The sequence below is a fragment of the Pseudomonas sp. NFACC08-1 genome, from assembly GCF_900106735.1.
Taxonomy (GTDB): domain Bacteria; phylum Pseudomonadota; class Gammaproteobacteria; order Pseudomonadales; family Pseudomonadaceae; genus Aquipseudomonas; species Aquipseudomonas fluorescens_Q.
Window position 1 is genome coordinate 673,185 of sequence record NZ_FNNL01000001.1, and the last position, 26,610, is coordinate 699,794.

The 26,610-nt window shown below is 62.5% G+C and carries 17 protein-coding genes; 15 read left to right on the forward strand and 2 right to left on the reverse strand.

Annotation, left to right across the window (positions count from 1 at the left end; genetic code table 11):
* The first annotated feature begins 73 nt into the window (after nt 1–73).
* The 9 genes from BLU76_RS03155 to BLU76_RS03195 all read left to right on the forward strand — a co-directional run bounded on the left by BLU76_RS03155 (nt 74) and on the right by BLU76_RS03195 (nt 15,424).
* Nucleotides 74–604 (forward strand): DUF5943 domain-containing protein, encoded by a 531-nt coding sequence (locus BLU76_RS03155; protein ID WP_030139308.1) that lies wholly within the window; start codon nt 74–76, stop codon nt 602–604.
* A 15-nt stretch (nt 605–619) separates the two neighbouring features.
* Nucleotides 620–2,680 (forward strand): dimethylglycine demethylation protein DgcA, encoded by a 2,061-nt coding sequence (gene dgcA, locus BLU76_RS03160; protein WP_047230382.1) that lies wholly within the window; start codon nt 620–622, stop codon nt 2,678–2,680.
* A gap of 170 nt (nt 2,681–2,850) precedes the next feature.
* Nucleotides 2,851–4,800: a dimethylglycine demethylation protein DgcB gene (gene dgcB / locus BLU76_RS03165; protein ID WP_092221465.1), complete on the forward strand. Its 1,950-nt coding sequence runs from the start codon at nt 2,851–2,853 to the stop codon at nt 4,798–4,800.
* A complete protein-coding gene (locus tag BLU76_RS03170) occupies nt 4,800–6,020 on the forward strand; it encodes an electron transfer flavoprotein subunit alpha (protein WP_092221467.1) in 1,221 nt (406 codons plus the stop codon). The genes dgcB and BLU76_RS03170 overlap by 1 nt, the downstream gene beginning before the upstream one ends.
* Nucleotides 6,021–6,033: 13 nt before the next feature.
* Nucleotides 6,034–6,804, forward strand: coding sequence for an electron transfer flavoprotein subunit beta (locus tag BLU76_RS03175; RefSeq protein WP_092146305.1), 771 nt, complete (start codon nt 6,034–6,036; stop codon nt 6,802–6,804).
* Between the two features lie 254 nt (nt 6,805–7,058).
* Nucleotides 7,059–7,625: a GNAT family N-acetyltransferase gene (locus BLU76_RS03180; RefSeq protein WP_092221469.1), complete on the forward strand. Its 567-nt coding sequence runs from the start codon at nt 7,059–7,061 to the stop codon at nt 7,623–7,625.
* Nucleotides 7,626–8,675: 1,050 nt separating this feature from the next.
* Entirely contained in the window at nt 8,676–12,128 is a 3,453-nt protein-coding gene (locus BLU76_RS03185; protein WP_092221471.1) for a GMC oxidoreductase, read from the forward strand.
* Nucleotides 12,129–12,283: 155 nt separating this feature from the next.
* A complete protein-coding gene (locus tag BLU76_RS03190; RefSeq protein ID WP_092221473.1) occupies nt 12,284–14,152 on the forward strand; it encodes a c-type cytochrome in 1,869 nt (622 codons plus the stop codon).
* Nucleotides 14,153–14,179: 27 nt separating this feature from the next.
* The gene (locus tag BLU76_RS03195; protein WP_092221475.1) at nt 14,180–15,424 is read left to right on the forward strand and encodes a metallophosphoesterase; all 1,245 of its coding nucleotides are present in this window, start codon (nt 14,180–14,182) and stop codon (nt 15,422–15,424) included.
* Nucleotides 15,425–15,553: 129 nt separating this feature from the next.
* Here the strand turns inward: BLU76_RS03195 and gbcA are convergent, their stop codons facing one another.
* Nucleotides 15,554–16,849: a glycine-betaine demethylase subunit GbcA gene (gene gbcA / locus BLU76_RS03200; RefSeq protein ID WP_092221477.1), complete on the reverse strand. Its 1,296-nt coding sequence runs from the start codon at nt 16,847–16,849 to the stop codon at nt 15,554–15,556.
* A gap of 283 nt (nt 16,850–17,132) precedes the next feature.
* On the opposite strand from gbcA, the gene gbcB reads away from it, so the two are divergent.
* On the forward strand, nt 17,133–18,233 hold the full coding sequence (gene gbcB, locus BLU76_RS03210; RefSeq protein ID WP_060743118.1) for a glycine-betaine demethylase subunit GbcB: 1,101 nt from the start codon (nt 17,133–17,135) through the stop codon (nt 18,231–18,233).
* Nucleotides 18,234–18,452: 219 nt separating this feature from the next.
* Here the strand turns inward: gbcB and BLU76_RS03215 are convergent, their stop codons facing one another.
* Complete coding sequence (locus BLU76_RS03215; RefSeq protein ID WP_092221480.1) at nt 18,453–19,493, reverse strand: threonine aldolase family protein; 1,041 nt, start codon at nt 19,491–19,493, stop codon at nt 18,453–18,455.
* Between the two features lie 195 nt (nt 19,494–19,688).
* On the opposite strand from BLU76_RS03215, the gene BLU76_RS03220 reads away from it, so the two are divergent.
* The 5 genes from BLU76_RS03220 to BLU76_RS03240 all read left to right on the forward strand — a co-directional run bounded on the left by BLU76_RS03220 (nt 19,689) and on the right by BLU76_RS03240 (nt 26,585).
* A complete protein-coding gene (locus BLU76_RS03220; protein WP_092146313.1) occupies nt 19,689–20,393 on the forward strand; it encodes a TraX family protein in 705 nt (234 codons plus the stop codon).
* Nucleotides 20,394–20,701: 308 nt separating this feature from the next.
* Nucleotides 20,702–21,955: a serine hydroxymethyltransferase gene (gene glyA / locus BLU76_RS03225; RefSeq protein ID WP_003206308.1), complete on the forward strand. Its 1,254-nt coding sequence runs from the start codon at nt 20,702–20,704 to the stop codon at nt 21,953–21,955.
* A gap of 21 nt (nt 21,956–21,976) precedes the next feature.
* Nucleotides 21,977–23,227, forward strand: coding sequence for a sarcosine oxidase subunit beta (locus BLU76_RS03230; RefSeq protein WP_003206307.1), 1,251 nt, complete (start codon nt 21,977–21,979; stop codon nt 23,225–23,227).
* Between the two features lie 14 nt (nt 23,228–23,241).
* Nucleotides 23,242–23,571 (forward strand): sarcosine oxidase subunit delta, encoded by a 330-nt coding sequence (locus BLU76_RS03235; protein ID WP_014340581.1) that lies wholly within the window; start codon nt 23,242–23,244, stop codon nt 23,569–23,571.
* Nucleotides 23,568–26,585, forward strand: a complete 3,018-nt coding sequence (locus BLU76_RS03240; RefSeq protein WP_092221481.1) for a sarcosine oxidase subunit alpha — start codon at nt 23,568–23,570, stop codon at nt 26,583–26,585. The genes BLU76_RS03235 and BLU76_RS03240 overlap by 4 nt, the downstream gene beginning before the upstream one ends.
* Nucleotides 26,586–26,610 lie beyond the last annotated feature (25 nt).

Sequence of the window (26,610 nt, forward strand, 5' to 3'; positions counted from 1 at the left end):
CGCACCGCTGAATCCTTTACCTGCGGCCTTGTGCGCCGCAGGCAATACCACGCATTTCCGGAGTCAAGTTTTCATGGCCAAAATCGCCCCCCAACTGCCTATCGAAGTCGACAGCGAAACCGGTGTCTGGACCTCCGACGCCCTGCCGATGCTCTATGTGCCGCGTCACTTCTTCGTCAACAACCACATGGGCATCGAAGAAGTCCTGGGCGCCGACGCCTACGCCGAGATTCTCTACAAGGCCGGCTACAAATCCGCCTGGCACTGGTGTGAAAAAGAAGCCGAATGCCACGGCCTGGAAGGCGTCGCGGTGTTCGAACACTACATGAAGCGCCTGTCCCAGCGTGGCTGGGGCCTGTTCAAGATCCAGGACATCGACCTCGACAAAGGCACCGCCAGCGTCAAGCTCGAACACTCGGCGTTCGTCTACGTGTACGGCAAGGTCGGGCGCAAGGTCGACTACATGTTCACCGGCTGGTTCGCCGGCGCCATGGACCAGATCCTCGCCGCTCGTGGCAGCTCGATCCGCACCGTGGCCGAGCAGGTCTACGGCGGTTCCGAAGAAGGCCACGACGACGGCCTGTTCATCGTCAAGCCGTTGTAAGTCGAGGATCGCGCCATGGCTTTTGAAGCAATGTTCCAGCCGATCCAGATCGGCAAGCTGACCATCCGCAACCGCGTGCTCAGCACCGCGCACGCCGAGGTCTACGCCACCGACGGCGGCATGACCACCGACCGGTACGTGAAGTATTACGAAGAGAAGGCCAAGGGCGGCATCGGCCTGGCGATCTGCGGTGGCTCGTCGGTGGTTGCCATCGACAGCCCGCAGGAATGGTGGAGCTCGGTGAACCTGTCCACCGACCGCATCATCCCGCACTTCCAGAACCTGGCTGACGCCATGCACAAGCATGGCGCCAAGATCATGATCCAGATTACCCACATGGGCCGTCGCTCCCGTTGGGACGGCTTCAACTGGCCGACCCTGATGTCGCCGTCCGGTGTGCGTGAGCCGGTGCACCGCGCCACCTGCAAGACCATCGAGCCGGAAGAAATCTGGCGGGTGATCGGCAACTACGCCCAGGCGGCACGGCGGGCCAAGGCCGGTGGCCTGGACGGTGTCGAACTGTCCGCCGTGCACCAGCACATGATCGACCAGTTCTGGAGCCCGCGGGTCAACAAGCGTACCGACGAATGGGGCGGCAGCTTCGAAGGCCGCATGAAGTTCGGCCTGGAAGTGCTGAAAGCCGTACGCGCCGAGGTGGGTGACGACTTCTGCGTGGGCATGCGCATCTGCGGTGACGAATTCCACCCGGACGGCTTGTCCCACGAGGACATGAAGCAGATCGCCAAGTACTACGACGACACCGGCATGCTGGATTTCATCGGCGTGGTGGGCTCGGGTTGCGACACCCACAACACCCTGGCCAACGTCATCCCGAACATGAGCTATCCACCGGAGCCGTTCCTGCACCTGGCCGCCGGCATCAAGGAAGTGGTCAAGGTCCCGGTACTGCACGCACAGAACATCAAGGACCCGAACCAGGCCACGCGGATCCTGGAGGGCGGTTACGTCGACATGGTCGGCATGACCCGCGCCCACATCGCCGACCCGCACCTGATCGCCAAGATCAAGATGGGTCAGATCGACCAGATCAAGCAGTGCGTCGGTGCCAACTACTGCATCGACCGCCAGTACCAAGGCCTGGACGTGCTGTGCATCCAGAACGCCGCGACGTCCCGTGAATACATGGGTGTGCCACACATCATCGAGAAGTCCACCGGGCCGAAACGCAAGGTGGTCGTCGTGGGGGCCGGCCCAGCGGGGATGGAAGCGGCGCGTGTGGCCGCCGAACGTGGGCACGACGTGACCCTGTTCGAGAAAAAAGAATTCATCGGCGGGCAGATCACCACCGCCTCGAAAGCCCCGCAACGGGACCAGATCGCCGGTATCACCCGCTGGTTCCAACTGGAGCTGGCACGCTTGAAAGTCGACCTGCGCCTGGGCGTGGCGGCGGATGCAGCGACCATCATGGACTTACGTCCGGACGTGGTGGTGCTGGCCGTCGGCGGCCATCCGTTCCTGGAGCAGAACGAGCACTGGGGCGCCGCCGAAGGGCTGGTGGTCAGCAGTTGGGACGTGCTCGACGGTAAGGTCGCGCCAGGCAAGAACGTGCTGGTCTACGACACCATTTGCGAGTTCACCGGCATGTCGGTGGCCGACTTCCTCGCCGACAAGGGCAGCCAGGTGGAGATCGTCACCGACGACATCAAGCCGGGCGTGGCCATTGGCGGGACGTCGTTCCCTACCTACTACCGCAGCATGTACCCCAAGGAAGTGATCATGACCGGGGACATGATGCTGGAGAAGGTCTACCGCGAAGGCGACAAGCTGGTGGCGGTGCTGGAGAACGAATACACCGGGGCCAAGGAAGAACGCGTGGTGGACCAGGTGGTGGTGGAAAACGGCGTGCGGCCGGACGAAGAAATCTACTACGCGCTCAAGGAAGGTTCGCGCAACAAGGGCCAGATCGACGTCGAAGCCCTGTTCGCGATCAAGCCCCAGCCATGCCTGGAGCAGAGTGGAGACGGCTACCTGCTGTTCCGCATCGGCGACTGCGTGGCCCAGCGTAACACCCATGCGGCCATCTACGACGCCCTGCGGTTGTGCAAGGATTTCTAACGGCTTGTGGATAACCCTGTGGGAGCGAGCTTGCTCGCGATAGCGGTGGATCAGTCGACATTTATGTTGGATCTGAGTCCGTCTTCGCGAGCAAGCTCGCTCCCACAGGGATCGAGCAAGACATCCAGGTTTCTGTGCCTGCAAGACCTGAGGTCTTTGGGAGCTTCACCATGTTGAACACCCTTCTTCCTATCCTGCTGTTCGCAGCCCTGGGCCTCGCGGTCCTCGGCGCCTTGCGGCGGGTGAATATGTGGCGCCGGGGGCGACCGTCCAAGGTCGACCTGATCGGCGGCCTCTTCGCCATGCCCAAGCGCTACATGGTGGACTTGCACCATGTGGTGGCGCGGGACAAATACATTGCCAACACCCACGTGGCCACGGCCGGTGGTGCGGTGGCGTCGGTGGTGCTGGCGATCCTGGTCCACGGGTTTGGCCTGCATAACCGCTTCCTCGGCTATGCGTTGCTGTTGATGTCGGCCGTGATGTTCGTCGGTGCGATCTTCGTTTACCTGCGTCGGCGCAATCCGCCGGCACGTTTGTCCAAAGGGCCGTGGATGCGCCTGCCGAAGAGCCTGTTGGCGTTTTCGGCGTCGTTCTTCCTGGTGACCCTGCCGGTGGCGGGGATCCTGCCGGAGAACTTCGGCGGTTGGCTGGTGGCGGCGGTCCTGGGTGTCGGTGTGCTGTGGGGCGTCTCGGAACTGTTCTTCGGCATGACCTGGGGCGGGCCGATGAAGCACGCCTTCGCCGGTGCCTTGCACCTGGCCTGGCACCGCCGCGCCGAGCGTTTTGGCGGCGGTCGTTCCACCGGGCTCAAGCCGTTGGACCTGAACGACCCAGCGGCACCGCTGGGCGTGGAGAAACCCAAGGATTTCACCTGGAACCAACTGCTCGGCTTCGACGCCTGCGTGCAGTGCGGCAAGTGTGAAGCGGCCTGCCCGGCGTTTGCCGCGGGCCAGCCGCTGAACCCGAAAAAGCTCATTCAGGACATGGTCGTCGGCCTGGCCGGTGGCACCGATGCGAAATTCGCTGGCAGCCCATACCCGGGCAAACCCGTGGGCGAACACGGCGGCAATCCTCATCAGCCGATCGTCAATGGCCTGGTGGACGCCGAGACGCTGTGGTCCTGCACCACCTGCCGGGCCTGCGTCGAGGAATGCCCGATGATGATCGAGCACGTCGATGCGATCGTCGACATGCGTCGTCACCTGACCCTGGAAAAAGGCGCCACGCCAAACAAAGGTGCCGAGGTCCTGGAAAACCTCATCGCTACCGACAACCCAGGTGGCTTTGCCCCGGGCGGGCGGATGAACTGGGCGGCGGACCTGAACCTGAACCTGCTCAGCGAGAAGAAATCCACCGACGTGCTGTTCTGGGTCGGCGACGGTGCCTTCGACATGCGCAACCAGCGCACCCTGCGGGCGTTCGTCAAAGTGCTGAAGGCGGCGAAGATCGACTTCGCCGTGCTCGGCCTCGAAGAACGCGACAGCGGCGACGTGGCCCGGCGCCTGGGTGATGAGGCGACGTTCCAGCTGTTGGCCAAACGCAACATCCAGACCCTGGCCAAATACAGCTTCAACCGCATCGTCACCTGTGACCCCCACAGTTTCCACGTACTGAAAAACGAATACGGCGCCTTCGATGGCAACTACCTGGTGCAGCACCACAGCACCTATATGGCGGAAATCATCGACGCCGGCGCCCTGAACCTCGGCCAGCACAAGGGCGACAGCGTGACGTATCACGACCCGTGCTACCTGGGCCGCTACAACGGCGAATACGAGGCGCCGCGCCAGGTGCTGCGCGCGCTGGGTATCGAGGTCAAGGAGATGCAGCGTTCCGGTTTCCGTTCGCGTTGCTGCGGCGGTGGCGGCGGTGCGCCGATCACCGACATCCCGGGCAAGCAGCGGATCCCTGACATGCGCATGGAAGACATCCGCGAAACCGGCGCCGAACTGGTGGCCGTGGGTTGTCCACAGTGCACTGCGATGCTCGAAGGTGTGGTCGAGCCGCGGCCGATGATCAAGGACATCGCCGAACTGGTGGCCGACGCGCTGCTGGAAGACGCGGCCCCGAGCAAACCGGTGATCCCGGTCAAACGTGAACCCGCGGAGGTGCATTAATGAGCGACATCATCCGCCGCGACCCTCGCGCCGAGTGGATCGCCCGCAACCGCCTGCACCCGCTGCACGCGGCCATGCAACCGGTCCAGCACAGCTGGATGGGCCCCAACGGCGTCATTCGCAAGAATGTCCATGGCATCGGTTTCATCGGTCCCAACGGCATCAAGCGCATCGACCGCAGCGGCGCCCAGCAGGGAGGCGCGAGCAAGCGTACTGCCGCTGTGGAAGTGCAATTGCCGCTGCATCAGGTGCCGCAACCGGCGTTCTACATCAGCGTGGTGCCGGACATGGTCGGGGGCCGCTTGAGCAGCCACGACCGCGATCTGTTGGGCCTGGCCCATCAGCTTGCAGGTACGGACGGTGCAGTGCTGGCGGTGGTCTTCGGCGAGCACAAGGAAAACGCCTTCGCCACGGCCGGTGTCGACCGCTTGCTGGTGCTCGATGGCGAGGAATTCAGCGGTTATGCACCGGAACAACGGGTGCAAGGCCTGCGGGCTGTGGATAACCAGTTCAGCCCACGCCATTGGCTGTTGCCTGACAGCCGCACCGGTGGCGGCGAACTGGGCCGGCGCTTGGCGGCAGCCCTGGGTGAGCGCCCGGCCACGCGGGTCTGGCAGGTCAAGGGCGAAGAGTGCATCGGTCGCGCCGGTGCAGGCCTGCAAGACCTGGCCCGGCCATTGGCGCGCTTGATCCTGGCAGCGGCCGAATGCGCTGAACCGGTCAGCGAAACCCGCCACGAAGCCTTGCCGGTGGAGTTATCCACAAGCGTGGCCCGCAGCTTGTCGCGTATCGAAGACCTCGGCGCGGTGGCGGTGGACCCGGGGGCGATCCCGATGGCCGAGGCCGAATTCATTTTCTCCGGCGGCAACGGCGTCAAGGACTGGGCACTGTTCCACCAGACCGCAGCGGCCCTGGGCGCCACCGAGGGTGCTTCGCGGGTGGCGGTGGACGACGGCTTCATGGCCCGCGATCGCCAGGTCGGTGCGTCCGGCACTTGGGTTACGGCGCGGGTCTACGTGGCCGTGGGGATTTCCGGGGCTATCCAGCACCTGCAGGGCATTGGCGCCTGCGACAAGGTGGTGGCAATCAACCTCGACCCAGGCTGCGACATGATCAAACGGGCAGACCTGTCGGTGATCGGTGACAGCGCGGCGATTCTCCAGGCCTTGATCGCGGCGGTAGAGGCTTACCGCAACGAAGCCAAGCGCGATGCGGCTTAAGAAGGATAAGTTGATGAGTACCCAAGTGATCAGCCTCGTGTCCATCGGCGCCCATCCCACTTCCGGGCGCCCCCGGCGCGCTGAACAGGACGCCCGGGCCGTGGAGCTGGGCCTGCAACTGGCCGGCAGCGACCTGCAAGTGCTGCACGCCGGCGACGTGGCCGAACCGGCCCTGCGCGCCTACCTGGGCATGGGCCTGGATGAATTGCACGTACTGGAAAACCCCGTCGGCGCCGACGCCCTGCCGGCCCTGACCGATTACCTGCGTGATGCCGGCGCCCAAGTGGTGCTCACCGGTAGCCAGGCGGAAACCGGTGAAGGTTCGGGCATGCTGCCGTTCCTGCTGGCCGAGAATCTCGGTTGGCCGCTGGTGGTGGGGCTGGCCCAGGTCGAATCCATCGACGGCGGTGTGGCCCTGGTGCTGCAAGCCTTGCCTCGTGGCCAACGGCGTCGCCTGAAAGTGCGCCTGCCATTCCTGGCCACTGTGGATAACGCCGCGCCAAAACCTCGGCAAAGCGCCTACGGCCCGGCCCGGCGCGGGGCGTTGCACGCTGAAGAGGTGGAGGTGATCGACGACACTTTGCTGGCGGTGGCGACCCTGCAACCGGCCAAGCCACGCCCCAAACGCTTGAAAGTGATCAAGGCCAAGAGCGGCGCCGACCGCATGAAAGCCGCCACGGCCAAGGCCAGTGGCGGAGGCGGGCAGGTGCTCAAGGGCGTGAGCCCTGAGGCCGGGGCCGAGGCGATTCTCAAGCTGTTGATTGAGGAAGGGGTTGTTCGCTAAACCCAGGAACACCTGAATCCCCCTGTGGGAGCGAGCAAGCTCGCTCCCACAGGGGGTCATGTGTTTGCCCGCCGTTGCTGTGCGCCTCTGTGGATAACCTGTCCGGCTCCGCCGCAAAGGCCATCCAGGCCTGCGCTCAAAACACCCGCCTGACCTGCTGCAACATCCGGCCATAAAACCACTGGCCTGGCGGGTTGCCGCGTCTCACGCCTGTGGGTAAAAAAGGTCGTTTCATCGCCAATGGAGTCCCCTCAATGGAAGTAGCAATTCGTCCGGCCTTGCCCACGGATACACACGAGATCGCTCGTTTGTTCCGGATCTCCTCGGAGGGGGCATCGGATTACATCTGGAGCCAGCTGGCGGAGCCAGGCCAGGATCTCCTTGACGTGGGCGCCGCGCGTTATGCCCGGGAAGATGTCGATTTTTCCTACCAGAACTGCCTTGTCGCCGAGGCCAACGGCCAGGTCATTGGCATGATGCACGCTTATGTGACGCGTCATGATCCACAGGCGGCCCCCGTGACAGACCCGGTCCTGGCGCCCTACGCCGACATGGAAATCCCCGACACCCTCTATATCTCCAGCCTGGCCCTCCATGAAGGTTGGCGCAACAAGGGGTTGGGCGTGCGCTTTCTCGAGCGGGCGCAGCAGCGTGCCGATCAGTTGGAGCTCAAGGGCCTGAGCTTGATCGACTATGCCGCGAACACCGGCGCCCGGCGCTTTTACGAGCGCCATGGCTTCAGCATCGTCAAGACCTGTCAGGTTGTCCCGCACCCGATGATTCAGGTGACGGGCGCCGCCTACCTCATGCATCGGCCTTGACCGGTACGGCGCAAACCCTGGCGCGGGGCACAGGTTGGCCCGGTCCCACAGGTAAGTATGGGGTTACCCACAATCCCTGTGCGCGCCTCTGTGGATAACCTGTTCGCCCCTCGCGGTACACCACGCCAATCGGGCCCTCCAGGGCAGTGCTCAAAAAACAGACAGGCTAACCTACGGTTTTTCATGGGTTTTGTGTGTGAATAAGCTCGGGTGCATAACAACACTTGCCCCCAATCTCTGTTGGCGCTTCTGTGGATAAGATGTTCGCTCTACGCTGCAAGCCAGACGAACCGGGGGCTTCCGTGGGCTGGTCATAAAATGATCAACCAGCCCTTTTTATCAGGAAAACCTCCGTGAAACCGCGATTTACAAGCCGTCAGAAGGGTTTTCCACAGAATCGTCAAAACTACCCCCAAACACTGTTGGCGCTTCTGTGGATAAGGTGTTCGCTTACCGCCACACGCCTTGCCAGGCATGGCTTACAGGTATTTGATCAAAAAACAACCGATGGGCCGGTAAAACCGTCATTGTTCATAAGTCACGGTTTTTATTCACTTTGTCGGTGGAAAAATGCCGGACATACACGTACTTGTCCCCATTTGCTGTGGGTGGTCATGTGGATAACTTGTTCGCCAAACGCTGCAAGCCACGGCGGGCATAGCGCAAATCGTGATAGATCAAATTTCATACAGTTCTAAGTCATACCCTTGACGAGGGTCTGTGGGCTGTCTTCACTCCATGGCACAAGGACATCGCTCATTTATCCACATCAGGTTCAGGGAGAACACATGATGGATAGCCAACCCCCTCGCTCGTATTCATTTTCTCCTGCGACGTGCGTCCCGACGCGTCCCACCTCGTTGCCCAAACGGCCCGCTCGCCGCGCCGTCAATCTGCGTGCGCGGCTATAGCGCCCCAGCAGGTTCCCGCGTTTCCCCGTAACACCGCTGACTGCCGCTCGAACCCGTACGGGATAGTGGCCAGGCGTTCGTGCGCCTGTCGATTTGCAGGCAACCGCAGAGTTGCCCCTTCTGCCTTGAGGACTTGAACATGACACGGATCTCGACCCCCATCAGTGATATCCAGGAGCACTACGACGTCATCGTCATCGGTTCCGGCTACGGTGGCGGCATTGCTGCCTCGCGCCTGTCCCGGGCCGGGCGCAAGGTGTGCCTGCTGGAGCGTGGCCGGGAGATCCAGCCCGGCGAATACCCCAACACCCTGCTCGCGGCCACCGAGGAACTGCAGGTCCATGACCCGGACGGGCATATCGGCTCGCGCACCGGGCTGTTCGACCTGCACGTCAACGCCCAGCAGAACGTGGTGGTCGGTTGCGGCCTGGGTGGCACATCGCTGATCAATGCCAACGTTGCGCTGGAGCCGGAGCCCGGCGTGTTCGATGACCCGCGTTGGCCGCTGGCGATCCGTGAGCACCGCGACACGCTGCTCAAGGACGGCTACGCACGGGCCCGGGAGATGCTCAAACCCAACGCCTATCCGGCGTCGGAGCCAAACCTGCCCAAGCTCGACGCCCACAAGAAGTCCGCCGATTACCTCAAGCAAGGCGCGCATTTCTACAAGCCGCCGATCAATGTGACCTTCGACAAACTGCCCAACAACCTCAACCACGTCGGTGTCGAACAGCTGCCGTGCAATGGTTGTGGCGATTGCGTTTCGGGCTGTAACAACAAGGCCAAGAACACCACGTTGATGAACTACCTGCCGGATGCCTGGAACCACGGCGCGGAGATTTTCTGCCAGGCCGAGGTGCGGCACCTGGAGCGCGACGGCGATGGCTGGATCGTGCACTTCCAATATCTGGACAGCGGTCGCGAGATGTTCTCGGCGCCGACCCTGTTCGTGCGTGCCGACATCGTGGTGGTGTCCGCCGGCACCCTGGGTTCCACCGAAATCATGTTGCGCTCGCGGGACAAGGGCCTGTCCATGTCCGACCAACTGGGCGAGCACATGAGCGGCAACGGCGACATCCTCGGCTTCGGCCACAACTGCGACCAGACCATCAACGGCATTGGTTTCGGCGCCCATTCGGCCAAGGAACTGGAGCCGGTGGGGCCGTGCATCACCTCGGTCATCGACATGCGCACCGAGGGTGACTGGCGCAGCCGCATGGTCATCGAGGAAGGTTCGATTCCCGGCGCCCTCGGTCGGGCCATGGTGCCGAGCATGGCGGCGTTTGCCGGGATGATAGGCGTGCCCACCGACACCGGCTTCGGCGCCAGCCTCAAGTACAAGGGGCGCGAAGCCGAGAGCTTTTTGCGCGGTCCCTACTACGGTGCGCTGCATAACATGCAGACCTACTTGATCATGAGCCATGACAACGCCAAGGGCCGTATGCTGCTCGACAACAAGGACCAGTTACGCATCGATTGGCCCGGTGTTGGCGAACAGGAAAACGTCACCCTCGGCAACGAGCGGCTGCACCAGAGCACCAAGGCCCTGGGCGGGATCTGGGTCGAGAACCCGATCTGGACCAAGCTGCTCAAGCACAGCATCGTCTCGGTCCATCCTCTGGGCGGTTGCGTGATGGGCGAGGATGCGACCCAAGGCGTGGTCAACCATAAGGGCCAGGTGTTCAGTGGCGCCAGTGGCACCGATGTCTACCCGGGCCTGTACGTGACCGACGGTGCGGTGATCCCCACGTCCCTGGCGGTCAACCCGCTGCTGACCATCTCGGCCGTGAGCGAGCGCAACATGGGGTTGCTGGCAGCCGACCGCGGCTGGATCATCGACTACACGCTGCCCTCGGCCCCGCGCAAGCCGGTGGCCGCGCCGACCCTCGGCGTGCAGTTCACCGAAACCATGAAGGGCTACTTTTCCACAGCCTTCATCCAGCCCCAGGGCACCGATCTGAGCCTGTACGAAGCAGCGGCCAAGCGGGGCAGGGCCGACAACTCGCCCATCGAATTCACCCTGACCATCACCGCCGCCGACCTCAACCGCCTGATCAAGGAGCCGGAACACGCCGCGACCCTGGTGGGCACTCTCGATGCGCCGCTGCTCTCACCGCAACCGCTGGTGGCCAGCAATGGGGTGTTCAACCTGTTCGAGCAGTACCAGGAACAGGTTGGCGTACGGCACATGAACTACGACATGAAGCTGACCGCCGAGGACGGCAACGATTACTACTTCAGCGCCTTCAAGACCGTGCCCGAGGACAACGGCGTGCTGAACATCTGGCACGACACCAGCACCTTGTACGTCACGCTCTATCGCGGACCGGACAAGACCGGTGCGGTGATCGGCTCCGGGGTGATGCACATTCTGCCGGCCGACTTCGCCAAGCAAATGACCACCATGAAAGTGCTCAACGCCCGCAATGAACGTGAGCGCGTGGAGGCATTGGCGCGATTCGGCAAGTTCTTTGCCGGCATCTTGTGGGAGAGCTACGGCGGTGTCTTCGCCGGCGACGTCTACTTCAACCCGGACGCGCCGCCCCGGTTGAAACGGCCGTTGGATGCGCCGCCACCGATGGTGCATTTCTTCCAGACCGAAGACAACGTCGAGCTGCGCCTGACCCGTTACCAAGCCGGCACCAAAGGCCCGGTGATGTTGGTTCATGGCCTGGGCGTGGGCTCGAATATTTTCTCCACTGACACCATTCACACCAACCTGCTGGAATACCTCTGCAAGCACGAATACGACGTCTGGCTGCTGGATTTGCGGGTGAGCATCCTGCTGCCGGCCAGCAAGCACGAATGGAACGGCGACCAGGTGGCCCAGTACGATTTCAAGGCCGCCATCGAGCAGATCCAGCAAGCGACCCTGGCCCGTGACGTGCAGTGCGTGGTGCATTGCTACGGCGCGACGACGTTCTTCATGTCGATGCTGGCGGGTTTGCAGGGCGTGCGTTCGGTGGTCTGTTCGCAGATCGCCGCCGACACGGTGGTGGCCACCGCCACCGGTCTGAAAGCCGGTTTGCATTTGCCGGGGATGCTCGATGCCATCGGCATCAAGTCCCTCACGGCCTACGCCGACACCAAGGAAAGCTGGTTCAACAAACTCTACGACAAGGCCCTTAACGGCTATGCCCGGATCGAGGCCCAGGGCTATTGCACCAACCCCGTCTGCCATCGCATCACGTTCATGTATGCGTCGCTGTACCGCCACGACACCCTCAACGAAACCCTGCACGACAACCTGCATGAGTTGTTCGGCGAGTCGAACATCCAGACCTTCGAGCACCTGGCGTTGATCGTGCGCAAGGGGCACCTGGTGGACTTCAAGGGCAACGACGTCTACATGCCGCATTTCGATCGGTTGAAATTGCCGATCTGCTTCATCAGCGGCGCCGACAACCAGTGCTACCTGCCGCAGAGCACCCTCAAGACCTATGAGCGATTGTGCGAGATGCACGGCCCGCAGTTGTTCAGTCGTCACGAGGTGCCGGGCTACGGCCACATCGATTGCATGTTCGGCAAGGATGCGGTGGTGGATGTTTATCCGATCATTCTTGAGCACCTGGAGAAGACCGCCCTCGGCTAGGAGGACAACTGACCCGTGGCGAGGGAGCTTGCTCCCGCTCGGCTGCGAAGCAGTCGTCGCTTCTGAAATCTGGGGGCCGCTGCGCGACCCAGCGGGAGCAAGCTCCCTCGCCACAAAAGCTTTGCTCTGGGCCAAGAATAAGGAAAAAGGATGCCATGAACGCTTACATCCGCTGGTTCCAACGCGTCATCTGGGTGGGCATTGTGATGAACATGGTCTTCGCGATCCCGGCGCTGTTCGCGCCGGCGTTGCTGACGTCCATGCTCGGCTTGCCGCCCGTGTTGTCCGATCCTTGGCTGGAAAACACCGGCATGTTGCTGGTGGGGATCAGCTTGTTCTACATGCCCTCGGGGTTCAACGCGCCGCGTTTCGTCGTGCATTCGTGGTTGTGCGTGCTGTCGCGGTTGGTGGCGGTGGTGTTCTGGATCTACCTGATCAACACCAACAACCAGGGCCAGTTGTTCGTGCCGATGTTGATGGGCGACCTGGGCATGTTCCTGATCCTGGGCGTGCTGCTGTACTTGGGCAGCCCGCAGGTCAATCGACCACTGGCCTTGCTCTGTGCTGGTTGGCGAGAGTGGCGCGCCGGTTGGACGCGGCGCTGGCAGAGCCACGCTTTCAAGGTTGGCACGTTGGTGGTGGTACTGTTGCTGGGCTTCATCGGCTACCAGACCTGGTACCAGATGATCCGCGAAGTGCCGCAGCCAGACTTCGCCTCCGATGAAGACCATTACAAATACGCCGCCATCGGCCTGGGCATCGAGGCGCGGATTCCCTACTACCTGTTCGCCGTGCTGCCGCAGATGTGCCCGGAGAAACTGCCCAAGCCGGGCGGTTACGAGGTGTTCGGCTTCCTCTACGAAAATGGCAACGACCTGCCCATCGGCATGGCCAAGCGGCAGCTCGGCTACCCCACGGTGGAACCGAACTGCGCCCTGTGTCACACCGGTTCCTACCGGGCCAACGCCAGCGACGTCGCCGTTCCGGTCGCCAGCGCACCGGCCAATACCCTGCAACTGCAAGCCTTCCAGTGGTTTGCCTACGATTGCGCCAGCGATCCGAAATTCACCCCGGATGCGGTCATGGCGGCGATCAACGGCAAGTTCCAACTGGGCTTTTTCGAGAGGCTGTACAACCGTTACCTGATCATCCCGATGGCCAAGAGTGCGCTGCTCAAGCAGAAGCAGGCCTACGCCTGGCAGAAGCTGCGTCCGGCCCAGGGCCCCGGGCGGACCGACACCTTCAACCCGACCAAAATGGTGGTGTTCGGCTTCCCGGATGACTCCACCATCGGCACCGTGGACCTGCCGCAGGTCTGGAACCAGAAACCCCGCGAGTCCCTGTATCTGCACTGGGATGGTAATAACAACAACATCCATGAGCGCAATTACGCCGCGGCCATGGCCGTGGGCGCGACACCGCAATCGGTATTGCCGCCGAGTTTCAACCGGGTGACCAATTGGCTGTTGGGGCATAAGGCGCCCGCCTGGCCGTTCGCCCTGGATCAGGCGAAAGTCGCCCAGGGCAAACCGATCTGGGAGAAAAACTGCGCCGGTTGCCACGACTTCGGCCGCACCGACACGGGCCAGGTTACTACCAACATCGACCAGTTGGGCACTGATCCCCACCGACTCAATTCTTTCACCGAAGGTTTGGTGACGGCGTTCCACGGCTTCAAGAAACCGCCGTTCGACTTCAACGCCTACCGCAAGACCCAGAGCTACAGCAACACCCCCACCGATGGCATCTGGCTGCGCGCGCCGTACCTGCACAACGGTTCGGTGCCGACCCTGTGGGATTTGCTGCAACCGCCGCAGCAGCGTCCGCAGGTGTTCTACACCGGCTCCGACATCTACGACCAAGAGAAGGTCGGTTTCATCACCAGCGGCGCGCAGATGAAGGCGTCGGCGGATTTCAAATACGACACCCGTCTGGAAGGCAACCACAACGGCGGCCATCTGTATGGCACGCAGCTGTCGGATGTCGATAAACGGGCCCTGATCGAATTCATGAAGACCCTGTAGCCCAGGGCATTGCGAAGGAGCGTTCACATGTCATTACTGCACCATTGGGAGCATGAGTTCGACAAGGTCAAGGTCCGCCTGCACGGGTTGGTCACGCGGTTGGAAATGTCTTGGAAAAAACTCGTCAACGACCTGGAACCCGAGGAGTTCCAGGCCATCGTCAAGCTGCTGCAGCGAGGCCACGACCAGGCCCGGCATGTCATCGAGCATGGCGACCTGCCGGACGACGAACCGGCCGTGCCATGGGAGTTGTCCCACGGCTTGTCGATCCTCAAGATCGGCAACGTCACGCCCTTGCCGCAAAGCGAGGACGAGCTACCGACCCGGGTACTCAAGGACGGCACCTTGCTCGGCTGCCGCAAATGGGAACTGCTGGACCTGTTGTGGAGCGAGGCGCTGCTCAAGTGGATCGAGAACCTGCGGCATCATGCGCCGTTCGCCACCAACCCGGCGTTGGTGAAAATGGACAGCGACGTGGTGCTGGCTATCGCTGGCGACTGGGGCACCGGGCCGTTCGACAGTCACGCCCCGGCGGTGGCGGTGGCCAACCAGATGCAACTGGCCCTGGCCGATTTCACCGTTCACCTGGGTGACGTGTATTACGCCGGCACCCATTCCCAGGAAGACGTCGACATGGTCGGCTGGCCCCAGGGCAAGCATGGCGCGTTCACCCTCAATTCCAACCATGAGATGTACAGCGGTGCCCACGGCTATTTCAAGGAATTGTCCAAGCGTTTCCCGGTGCAGCAAGGCACCAGTTACTTTGCCTTGTACAACGATGACTGGCTGGTGGTTGGCCTCGACAGCGCCTACGCCTCGGACGCCATGAACCTGTACATGGACGGTACCCTCAACACCCAGCAGATCGAATGGATGAAGACCCTGCCCAAGCGCAAGAAACTCATGGTGCTCAGTCATCACCAGGGTTTTGATATTTCCGGGCACCACAAGACGGCGCTTTACCAACCGGTATGCGATGCCTTGGGGCGCGAGCCGGATTATTGGTATTGGGGGCATTTGCACAACGGTATCTGCTACGCGCCCCAAGGCGGATTGCATGCGCGCTGCGTCGGGCACGGAGCGATCCCCTATGGCACCACCAGCGAATTGAACGGGCATGCCGGGGTGTTGTGGTCGGAGACTCAATTGGCGGGTGACGAGGCGTATCCGCAGCGGGTGTTGAACGGGTATGTGAAGGTGCGGCTGAAGGGGGAGGAGATTGTCGAGACGTTTTATGGGGAGGATGGCAGTGTGCGGTGGTCTTCTCACTGACGATCGTTCCCACGCTCTGCGTGGGAATGCCTCAACGGACGCTCCGCGTTCGGCTTTCGGGACGCAGAGCGTCCCGGGCTGCATTCCCACGCGGAGCGTGGGAATGATCTCCAACCGAAGCGCCTGGTTTTAGCCCTGGACCGGAACGCCCTTGAGGTATGGCGCTGGCTCGGCCCCGAGGTTGTTGAGCATGCGCTCGCTGTACCAGTCCACGAAGTTCACCACGCCGAACTCATAAGTCTTGGAGTACGGGCCTGGCTGGTAGGCGGTGGAGTTGATGCCGCGCTGGTTTTCTTCGGCCAGGCGACGGTCCTGGTCGTTGGTGGCGTCCCAGACCTGGCGCATGCGCGCCACGTCGTAGTCCACGCCTTCGACCGCGTCCTTGTGCACCAGCCACTTGGTGGTGACCATGGTTTCCTGGGCGCTGATCGGCCACACGGTGAACACGATGATGTGGTCGCCCATGCAGTGGTTCCACGAATGCGGCAGGTGCAGGATGCGCATCGAGCCCAGGTCCGGGTTCTTGATGCGGCCCATCAGCTTGGCGCAGCCTTGCTTGCCGTCCATGGTCATCGACACGGTGCCCTTGAGCAGCGGCATGCGCACGATGCGGTTGCGCAGGCCGAAACTGGCGTGGGCGTAAGGGATCTTCTCGGCTTCCCAGGCGGCGGCGGAGGCGGCCACGTGGTCCTTGAACGCCTGGTCGGCGCGCGGGTCGGTGACGTCGTCCCATTCCAGCAGGGTCTTGAGCAGTTCCGGGTGCGCGCCGCCGCAGTGGTAGCACTCGCGGTTGTTTTCCAGGACCAGCTTCCAGTTGGCTTTTTCCATCAAGGTGGTTTGCACCGCCACCTTGGTGTTTTCCATGTCGTAGGGTTCCATGTAGTGGTTCAGGGTCGCCAGGAAGTCATCGATGGCCGGCGGGTTCTCCGCCAGGCTGATGAAGATGTAGCCACCGGCGGTCTTCACGTTCACGGGTTTCAAGCCGTACTGTTTCATGTCGAAGTCGGCGCCCATTTCGGTGCCGGCGAACAGCAGGCGACCGTCCAGCTCGTAGGTCCATTGGTGGTAATGGCAAACCAGTTTGGCGACCTTGCCCTTGTCACTGGTGCACAACCGCGAACCACGGTGACGGCAGACGTTATGGAAGGCGTGCACCACACCGTCGGCGCCGCGGATCACGATGATCGGGTTCTTGCCGACTTGCAGGGTCAGGTAGTTACCCTTGGTCGGGATTTCGCAGGTCATGCCGGCGATCAACCATTCCTTCTGGAAGATTTCCTGCATGTCGATATCGAACAGGCGCTCATCGCTGTAGAACGGCTGAGGCAGCGAGAACGTGCGCTCGCGTTCCTGTAGCATCTGTGCGGTGGCCTTGCGTGCGGGTTCCAGCGGATCGCCCAGGCTCAGGGTAGTGGTGACGTCCATCGTTTTATCCTCATGGCCCTCTACGTGACCATCAAAAAGTGGCTGATCGGTTGTGCTACGCAAGGCAGAAAATTGTGTTTGTCTGTTGGAGCGAGTGTGGGGCCGCGCAGGGGCCGAACCTTATCCATGGGCGACATGGCCCAATCTGTTCCCGACGCGCAAGCCCCGGTAGTTAAGGGCTGGTCGCGATAAGTATGTGAATGTCGCAGATAGGTAAATGGCCGTTCAGGCGCCTGCGCACAATCGCCAACATGAAGGCCGGCAGTCGGCCGTGGAGATCAGCATGTCCAATAACTTCCTGAACCCGGTCACGACCCAGACCTGGGCCAATGGCCGACATATCGTACGTTGCGTCAAAGTCATCCAGGAAACCTGGGATGTGCGCACGTTCTGCTTCATGGCCGACCAGCCAATCATGTTCTTTTTCAAGCCGGGGCAGTTTGTCACCCTGGAGCTGGAAATCGAAGGCCAGCCGATCATGCGCTCCTACACCATCTCCAGTTCGCCGTCGGTGCCCTACAGTTTTTCGGTGACCATCAAGCGCGTGCCGGGGGGCAAGGTTTCCAACTGGCTGCACGACACCCTGCATGAAGGCCAGGAGCTGGCGGTGCACGGGCCGGTGGGGTTGTTCAACGCCATCGATTTCCCGAGCCCGAAAGTCCTGTACCTGAGCGGTGGCGTGGGGATCACACCGTGCATGTCCATGGCGCGCTGGTTCTACGACACCAACGCCAATGTCGACATGACCTTTATCCACAGCGCCCGCTCGCCCAAGGACATCATCTATCACCGCGAGCTGGAACACATGGCGTCGCGGATCGACAACTTCAGCTTGCACCTGATCTGCGAAAAACATGGCCTGGGCGAGCCCTGGGCCGGGTATCGCGGTTATCTGAACCACAAGATGCTGGAATTGATGGTGCCCGACTTCCTCGAGCGCGAGGTGTTCTGCTGCGGCCCGACCCCGTACATGACCGCGGTCAAGCGCCTGCTGGAAGCGGCTGGCTACGACATGAAGCGTTATCACGAGGAATCCTTCGGCGCTACACCACCGGAAGCCCGCGCCGACGCCGTGGAGCAGGCCGAACAGGCTGCCGACGCGCCGGAAGTCGATGCGGCGGACCTGCACCTGGTGGAGTTCACCTCCTCTGGCAAGAGCATTCGCGTGGGACCGGGCGAAACCGTGCACGCCGCCGCTGCCAAGCTCGGCATGATGATCCCCAAGGCCTGCGGCATGGGCATCTGCGGCACCTGCAAGGTGCTGAAGCTGGGCGGGGAAGTGGAAATGGACCACAACGGCGGGATCACCGAGGACGACGAGGCCGAGGGTTACATCCTGTCGTGCTGCAGCGTGCCGAAGGGGGATGTGCGGATCGAGTTCTGATCCGTTCTCTCTGGCGGGTGATGAGCTCTTGTGGCGAGGGGATTTATCCCCGCTGGGCTGCGAAGCAGCCCCAAAACAGCCAGCTCGGTCAGCCTGATACAGCGCGGTTGTGGGTTTTCAGGGCTGCTTCGCAGCCCAACGGGGATAAATCCCCTCGCCACAGGTTAATCATGTCCCCGGCCCAACAGTGGTCGAGCCCGGTCTTGAATGAGTCTTTACTTAGCCGGCCATCACTTCCCGAATATCCGCCGCCAATTCCCTTACCCGCGCCTCTTCGGTATCCCACGAGCACATGAACCGCGCGCCGCCCTTGCCGATGAAGGTGTAGAAGCGCCAGCCGCGAGCGGTCAGCGCGGCGATGGCCGGTTCCGAGAGTTGCAGGAACACGCCATTGGCCTGGACCGGAAACATCAGTTCCACGCCTGGAATGTCGCTGACCAGCTCTGCCAGCAATTGGGCGCAGTGGTTGGCGTGGCGGGCGTGCTTGAGCCAGGCCTGGTTTTGCAGCAAACCGACCCAGGGCGCGGAGAGGAAACGCATCTTCGATGCCAGTTGCCCGGCCTGTTTGCAGCGGTAGTCGAAGTCCACGGCCAGGTCGTGATTGAAGAACAGGATCGCTTCACCCACCGCCATGCCGTTTTTCGTACCGCCAAAGCACAACACGTCCACACCGGCCTTCCAGGTCAGGTCGGCCGGGGAGCAGCCGAGGAAGGCGCAGGCGTTGGAAAAGCGCGCGCCGTCCATGTGCAGGTTCAGCCCCAGTTCCTTGCAGGTGATGCTGATGGCGCGGATTTCTTCCGGGGTGTAGACACTGCCGACTTCCGTGGCCTGGGTCAGGGTCACGACCCGGGGCTTGGGGTAGTGGATGTCCTGGCGCTTGAGGGCGATCTCGCGGATCGACTCGGGGGTCAGCTTGCCGTTTTCAGTGCGCGCGACCAACAGTTTGGAACCGTTGGAGAAGAACTCTGGCGCGCCACATTCGTCGGTTTCGACGTGGGCGGTTTCCGAGCAGATCACGCTGTGGTAACTCTGGCACAGCGACGACAGCGCCAGGGAGTTGGCCGCCGTGCCATTGAACGCGAAGAACACTTCGCAGTCGGTTTCGAACAAGGCCCGGAAATCATCCGCCGCGCGATGGGTCCACTCGTCGTCACCGTAGGCGCGCTGGTGGCCCTGGTTGGCTTCTTCCATGGCGGCCCAGGCTTCGGGGCAAATGCCGGAATAGTTGTCGCTGGCAAACTGTTGACTCTTGTCGGTCATGGCCTTGCTCCTTGAATAGAGAGTCCTGGGTAAAGAGATCCCTGGCGGAATGCCTGGATGGGGCGTTCCATGGTTCGGCGTGTTTGGGTCCACAGCGCCGTGGTCGATACTGGTGCGCACTTTACCCAAGATTAGCGGGGGAACACACCGGATGTTGCTGTCAGAAAGTCACAAGGTCTTCGGGCCGCTATACACATGAGCCGGCGTGACGGCGCCCTGGACCTGCTCAAGTGGCTGGCTCTTTTGTCGATGGTCCTCGATCATCTGCGATATGTCGGTTTTTCCGTCGATTGGTTGTATGTGCCAGGACGGTTGGCGTTCCCGTGGTTCTGCTTGGCGATGGCGGCGAACCTGGGGCGCGGTGGAACCCACGTCGCTCCATGGCGTTACCTGGGCTGGTTGCTGCTATTCAGTGCCGTCAGTGAAATCCCTTACCGCTTGTTCATTCCCGACCCCACCACCCTGAATGTGATGCCAACCCTGGTGTTGGGGTTGTTGGTGGCGCGCTGCTGGCAGACGCCCACCCTGGAGGCGCGGTGCCTGGCCGCGATGGCGTTGCTATTGGCGGCGCTGTTTTCGTCGCGGCTGATGTTCGGGTTCTTCGGTGTGCTGCTGCCGCTGGCCGCGCTACTGGTGTTGCGCCGACCCTGGTATTTCGCGGCTTTGCCAGGGGTAGTCTGCGTGGCGGCCAATCAATGGCGAGTGTTGTATGGCGCGGCGTGGCTGGGGGATGCGGTGGCGCTCTGGGGGTTGTTGGCTTGCCTGATCGCGCCAGGGCTTGGGTGGGTGGTTTTGCGACAGGCCGGTCGTTTTCATCCTCCAGCGATGCGGCGTTGGGCGTATGGCCTTTATCCGGCGCATTTTCTGGTGTTGCTCGTGGTTCGCCAGATCGCCGCATAACCCCTTGTGGCGAGGGAGCTTGCTCCCGCTGGGCTGCGAAGCAGCCCCAAGGCCTGAGAATACGATTTGTCAGGTCCACCGCGTTTGCCGGTTTTGCGACTGCTTCGCAGTCGAGCGGGAGCAAGCTCCCTCGCTACAGGGTCGGTGTTCCATTCCATTTGAGTGCATGTCGTAAACGCACCTTTGCGTGGCGTCCATAGGCATTTGACATGCCTGCGCCAGCCATACCATCGCATCCAAAGGGCACGACCGAACGGTCCGTGCCTCACCGAGACGAAAGGCGCACCGCCGCCGCTGGGAGAGACGCGATGTTCAGCAAGCAAGACCAAATCCAAGGCTACGATGATGCACTGCTGGCGGCGATGAACGCCGAAGAGCAACGCCAGGAAGATCACATCGAACTGATCGCGTCAGAAAACTACACCAGCAAGCGCGTGATGGAGGCCCAGGGCAGCGGCCTGACCAACAAGTACGCCGAAGGCTATCCAGGCAAGCGCTACTACGGTGGCTGCGAGCACGTCGACAAAGTGGAAGCCTTGGCCATCGAGCGCGCCAAGCAACTGTTCGGTGCCGATTACGCCAACGTCCAGCCGCACTCCGGTTCTTCGGCCAACAGCGCCGTATACCTGGCCCTGCTGCAGGCCGGCGACACCATCCTGGGCATGAGCCTGGCCCACGGCGGTCACCTGACCCACGGTGCCAAGGTGTCGTCCTCGGGCAAGCTCTACAACGCGGTGCAATACGGCATCGACACCACCACCGGCCTGATCGACTACGACGAAGTCGAGCGCCTGGCGGTCGAGCACAAGCCGAAAATGATCGTGGCCGGTTTCTCCGCTTACTCCAAGACCCTGGACTTCCCACGTTTCCGCCAGATCGCCGATAAGGTCGGTGCTCTGTTGTTCGTCGACATGGCCCACGTGGCCGGTCTGGTTGCCGCCGGTCTGTACCCTAATCCACTGCCTTACGCCGACGTGGTCACCACCACCACCCACAAGACCCTGCGCGGTCCGCGTGGTGGCCTGATCCTGGCCAAGGCCAACGAAGAGATCGAGAAGAAGCTCAACGCCGCGGTATTCCCCGGCGCCCAGGGCGGCCCGTTGATGCACGTGATCGCCGGCAAGGCGGTGTGCTTCAAGGAAGCGGCGGAGCCTGGCTTCAAGGCTTATCAGCAGCAAGTGATCGATAACGCCCAGGCCATGGCTGGCGTCTTCATCAAGCGCGGCTACGATGTAGTGTCCGGTGGTACCGATAACCACCTGTTCCTGGTCAGCCTGATCCGTCAGGGCCTGACCGGCAAGGACGCCGATGCTGCCCTGGGCCGCGCCCACATCACCGTCAACAAGAACGCCGTGCCGAACGACCCGCAATCGCCGTTCGTGACCTCGGGCCTGCGCATCGGCACCCCGGCGGTGACCACGCGTGGTTTCAAGGTGACCCAGTGCGTCACGCTGGCCGGCTGGATCTGCGACATTCTCGACAACCTCGGCGACGCCGATGTCGAGGCCAATGTCGCGCAGCAAGTAGCGGCCCTGTGCGCGGACTTCCCGGTTTATCGCTGAGTCGGTTTTGGAGTAATGACTATGCAACGCTATTCGGGCTTCGGCCTCTTCAAACACTCTCTCAGCCATCACGAAAACTGGCAGCGGATGTGGCGTACGCCGACACCGAAAAAAGTCTACGACGTGGTCATCGTCGGCGGTGGCGGGCATGGCCTGGCGACCGCCTATTACCTGGCCAAGGAACACGGCATCACCAACGTGGCCGTGGTCGAGAAGGGCTGGTTGGGCGGCGGTAACACCGCGCGCAACACCACCATCGTGCGCTCCAACTACCTGTGGGACGAATCGGCCCACCTGTACGAACACGCGATGAAATTGTGGGAAGGCCTGTCCCAGGACCTGAACTACAACGTGATGTTCTCGCAGCGTGGTGTCTACAACCTGTGCCACACCCTGCAGGACATCCGTGATTCCGAGCGCCGGGTCAGCGCCAACCGCCTCAACGGCGTGGACGGCGAGCTGCTCAACGCCAAGCAAGTGGCCGACGAGATCCCCTACCTGGATTGCTCGAAAAACACCCGCTACCCGGTGATGGGCGCCACCGTCCAGCGTCGCGGCGGCGTGGCCCGTCACGATGCCGTGGCCTGGGGCTTTGCCCGGGCGGCGGACGCGTTGGGCGTGGACCTGATCCAGCAGACCGAAGTGATCGGTTTCCGCAAGGAAAATGGCGTGTGCATCGGCGTGGAAACCAACAAGGGCTTCATCGGCGCCAAGCGCGTCGGCGTGGTGACCGCCGGTAACTCCGGACACATGGCCAAGCTCGCCGGCTTCCGCCTGCCGATCGAGTCCCACCCGCTGCAAGCGCTGGTGTCGGAACCGATCAAGCCAATCATCGACAGCGTGATCATGTCCAACGCCGTGCACGGCTACATCAGCCAGTCCGACAAGGGCGACCTGGTGATCGGCGCCGGTATCGACGGCTACAACGGCTACGGCCAGCGTGGTTCGTACCCGGTGATCGAGCACACCATCCAGGCCATCGTCGAAATGTTCCCGGTGCTCTCGCGGGTGCGCATGAACCGTCAGTGGGGCGGCATCGTCGACACCACGCCGGACGCCTGCCCGATCATCTCCAAGACCCCGGTGCCGAACATGTTCTTCAACTGCGGTTGGGGCACCGGCGGCTTCAAGGCCACCCCGGGCTCGGGCAACGTCTTCGCTGCAAGCCTGGCCAAGGGTGAAATGCACCCACTGGCCGCGCCGTTTTCCATCGACCGTTTCCACAACGGCGCACTGATCGACGAACACGGCGCTGCTGCCGTCGCCCACTAACAGGAGAAATCCCTATGTTGCACATCTTCTGTCCTCACTGCGGCGAACTGCGCTCCGAAGAGGAATTCCACGCATCCGGCCAGGCGCATATCCCGCGTCCGCTGGATCCGAACGCCTGCACCGACGAGGAGTGGGGTGACTACATGTTCTTCCGTGACAACCCACGCGGCTTGCACCATGAACTGTGGGACCACGTCGCCGGTTGCCGCCAGTACTTCAACGTGACCCGTGACACCGTGACCTACGAGATTCTCGAAACCTACAAGATCGGCCAAAAGCCGCAGTTCACCGACAAGGCTGACAGTCCGAAAGCGGCTGCACAGGCTCTGGGAGAGAAGGTATGAGCCAGATCAATCGCCTGTCCAACGGCGGACGGATCGACCGCAACAAAGTGCTGAGCTTCACCTTCAACGGCCAGACCTACAAAGGCTTCGAGGGCGATTCCCTGGCCGCTGCACTGCTGGCCAACGGCGTCGACATCATTGGCCGCAGCTTCAAGTATTCCCGCCCGCGCGGCATCTTCGCCGCCGGCGCAGAAGAGCCGAACGCCGTGCTGCAGCTCGGGGCCACCGAAGCCACGCAGATCCCGAACGTGCGCGCCACGCAACAGGCGCTGTACCAAGGTTTGGTCGCCACCAGCACCAACGGCTGGCCGAACGTGAACAACGACATGATGGGCATTCTCGGCAAGGTCGGCGGCAAGCTGATGCCGCCGGGGTTCTATTACAAAACCTTCATGTACCCGCAATCGTTCTGGATGACCTACGAGAAGTACATCCGCAAGGCCGCAGGCCTGGGTCGCTCGCCGACCGAGAACGATCCGGACACCTACGACTACATGAACCGCCACTGCGACGTGCTGGTCGTCGGCGCTGGCCCTGCTGGTTTGGCCGCCGCACTGGCCGCGGCCCGCAGCGGTGCGCGCGTCATCCTCGCCGATGAGCAGGAAGAGTTCGGTGGCAGCCTGCTCGACTCCCGCGAGAGCCTGGACGGCAAGCCCGCGACCGAATGGGTCGCTGCGGCGGTGGCCGAACTGCGCGCGATGCCAGAAGTGGTGTTGCTGCCTCGCGCCACGGTGAACGGTTACCACGACCATAACTTCCTGACCATCCACGAGCGCCTCACCGATCACCTTGGTGACCGCGCACCGATCGGCCAGGTTCGCCAGCGCATCAACCGCGTCCGCGCCAAGCGCGTGGTCCTGGCGACCGGTGCCTGCGAGCGTCCGCTGGTCTACGGCAACAACGACGTGCCGGGCAACATGCTGGCCGGCGCGGTGTCCACCTACGTGCGTCGCTACGGCGTGGCACCGGGCAAGAAACTGGTGCTGAGCACCAACAACGACCATGCCTATCGCGTGGCCCTGGACTGGTTCGACGCCGGCCTGCAAGTGGTGGCCGTGGCCGACGCGCGCAGCAACCCGCGTGGCGCGCTGGTGGAAGAAGCCCGCGCCAAGGGCATCCGCATCCTCACCGGCAGCGCCGTGATCGAAGCCCGTGGCAGCAAGCGCGTCACCGGCGCACGTGTTGCCGCGATCGACGTCCGTGCCCATAAAGTCACCAGCCCTGGCGAATGGCTGGACTGCGACCTGGTGGCCAGCTCCGGCGGCTACAGCCCGGTGGTTCACCTGGCGTCGCACCTGGGCGGCAAGCCGATCTGGCGTGAAGACATCCTCGGTTTCGTACCGGGCGAAGCACCGCAAAAGCGCGTATGCGTCGGCGGCGTGAACGGTGTCTACAGCCTCGGCGATACCTTGGCCGATGGCTTCGAGGGCGGCGTGCGCGCGGCCAGCGAAGCCGGCTTCAAGGCAGTGGAAGGCGTCTTGCCCAAAGCCCTGAGCCGTCATGAAGAGCCAACCCTGGCGCTGTTCCAGGTGCCTCATGAAAAATCCACCGCACGGGCGCCGAAGCAATTCGTCGACCTGCAGAACGACGTCACCGCCGCCGCCATCGAACTCGCCACCCGCGAAGGCTTCGAGTCGGTGGAACACGTCAAGCGCTACACCGCACTGGGCTTCGGTACTGACCAGGGCAAGCTGGGCAACGTCAACGGCCTGGCCATCGCGGCTCGTTCGCTGAACGTGAGCATCCCGCAGATGGGCACCACCATGTTCCGTCCGAACTACACGCCGGTGACTTTCGGCGCGGTGGCTGGCCGGCACTGTGGGCACATCTTCGAGCCGGTACGTTTCACCGCGCTGCATGCCTGGCATGTGAAGAACGGTGCCGAATTCGAGGACGTCGGCCAGTGGAAGCGCCCTTGGTACTTCCCGAAAAACGGTGAAGACCTGCATGCCGCCGTCAAGCGCGAATGCAAGGCGGTGCGTGACAGCGTCGGCCTGCTGGACGCCTCGACCCTGGGCAAGATCGACATCCAGGGCCCGGATGCCCGTGAGTTCCTCAACCGCGTCTACACCAACGCCTGGACCAAGCTCGACGTGGGCAAGGCCCGCTACGGCCTGATGTGCAAGGAAGACGGCATGGTCTTCGACGACGGCGTAACGGCCTGTCTGGCGGACAACCACTTCCTGATGACCACCACCACGGGCGGCGCGGCGCGCGTGCTGCAATGGCTGGAGATCTATCACCAGACCGAATGGCCGGACCTGAAGGTGTACTTCACCTCGGTCACCGATCACTGGGCGACCATGACCCTGTCGGGCCCCAACAGCCGCAAGCTGCTGAGCGAAGTCACTGACATCGACCTGGACAAGGACGCGTTCCCGTTCATGACCTGGAAGGAAGGCCTGGTGGGCGGCGTGCCGGCGCGGGTGTTCCGGATCTCGTTCACCGGTGAACTGTCGTACGAAATCAACGTGCAGGCCGACTACGCCATGGGCGTGCTCGAGCAGATCGTCGAGGCGGGCAAGAAATACAACCTGACCCCGTACGGCACCGAGACCATGCACGTACTGCGGGCCGAGAAGGGCTTCATCATCGTCGGCCAGGACACTGACAGCTCGATGACCCCGGACGACTTGAACATGGGCTGGTGCGTAGGCCGCACCAAACCGTTCTCGTGGATCGGCTGGCGCGGCATGAATCGCGAAGATTGCGTGCGTGAAGACCGCAAGCAACTGGTGGGCCTCAAGCCGATCGACCCGAATGTCTGGCTGCCGGAAGGCGCGCAACTGGTGTTCAACACCAAGCAGGCGATCCCGATGACCATGGTTGGCCACGTGACCTCCAGCTATGCCCACAACTCCCTGGGTTATTCATTTGCCATGGGTGTGGTCAGGGGCGGCCTCAAGCGGATGGGCGAGCGCGTGTTCGCGCCATTGGCCGACGGCAGCGTGATCGAGGCAGAGATCGTTTCTTCGGTGTTCTTCGATCCGAAGGGCGACCGGCAGAATATTTGATACCTGATCGTTCCCACGCCCTGCG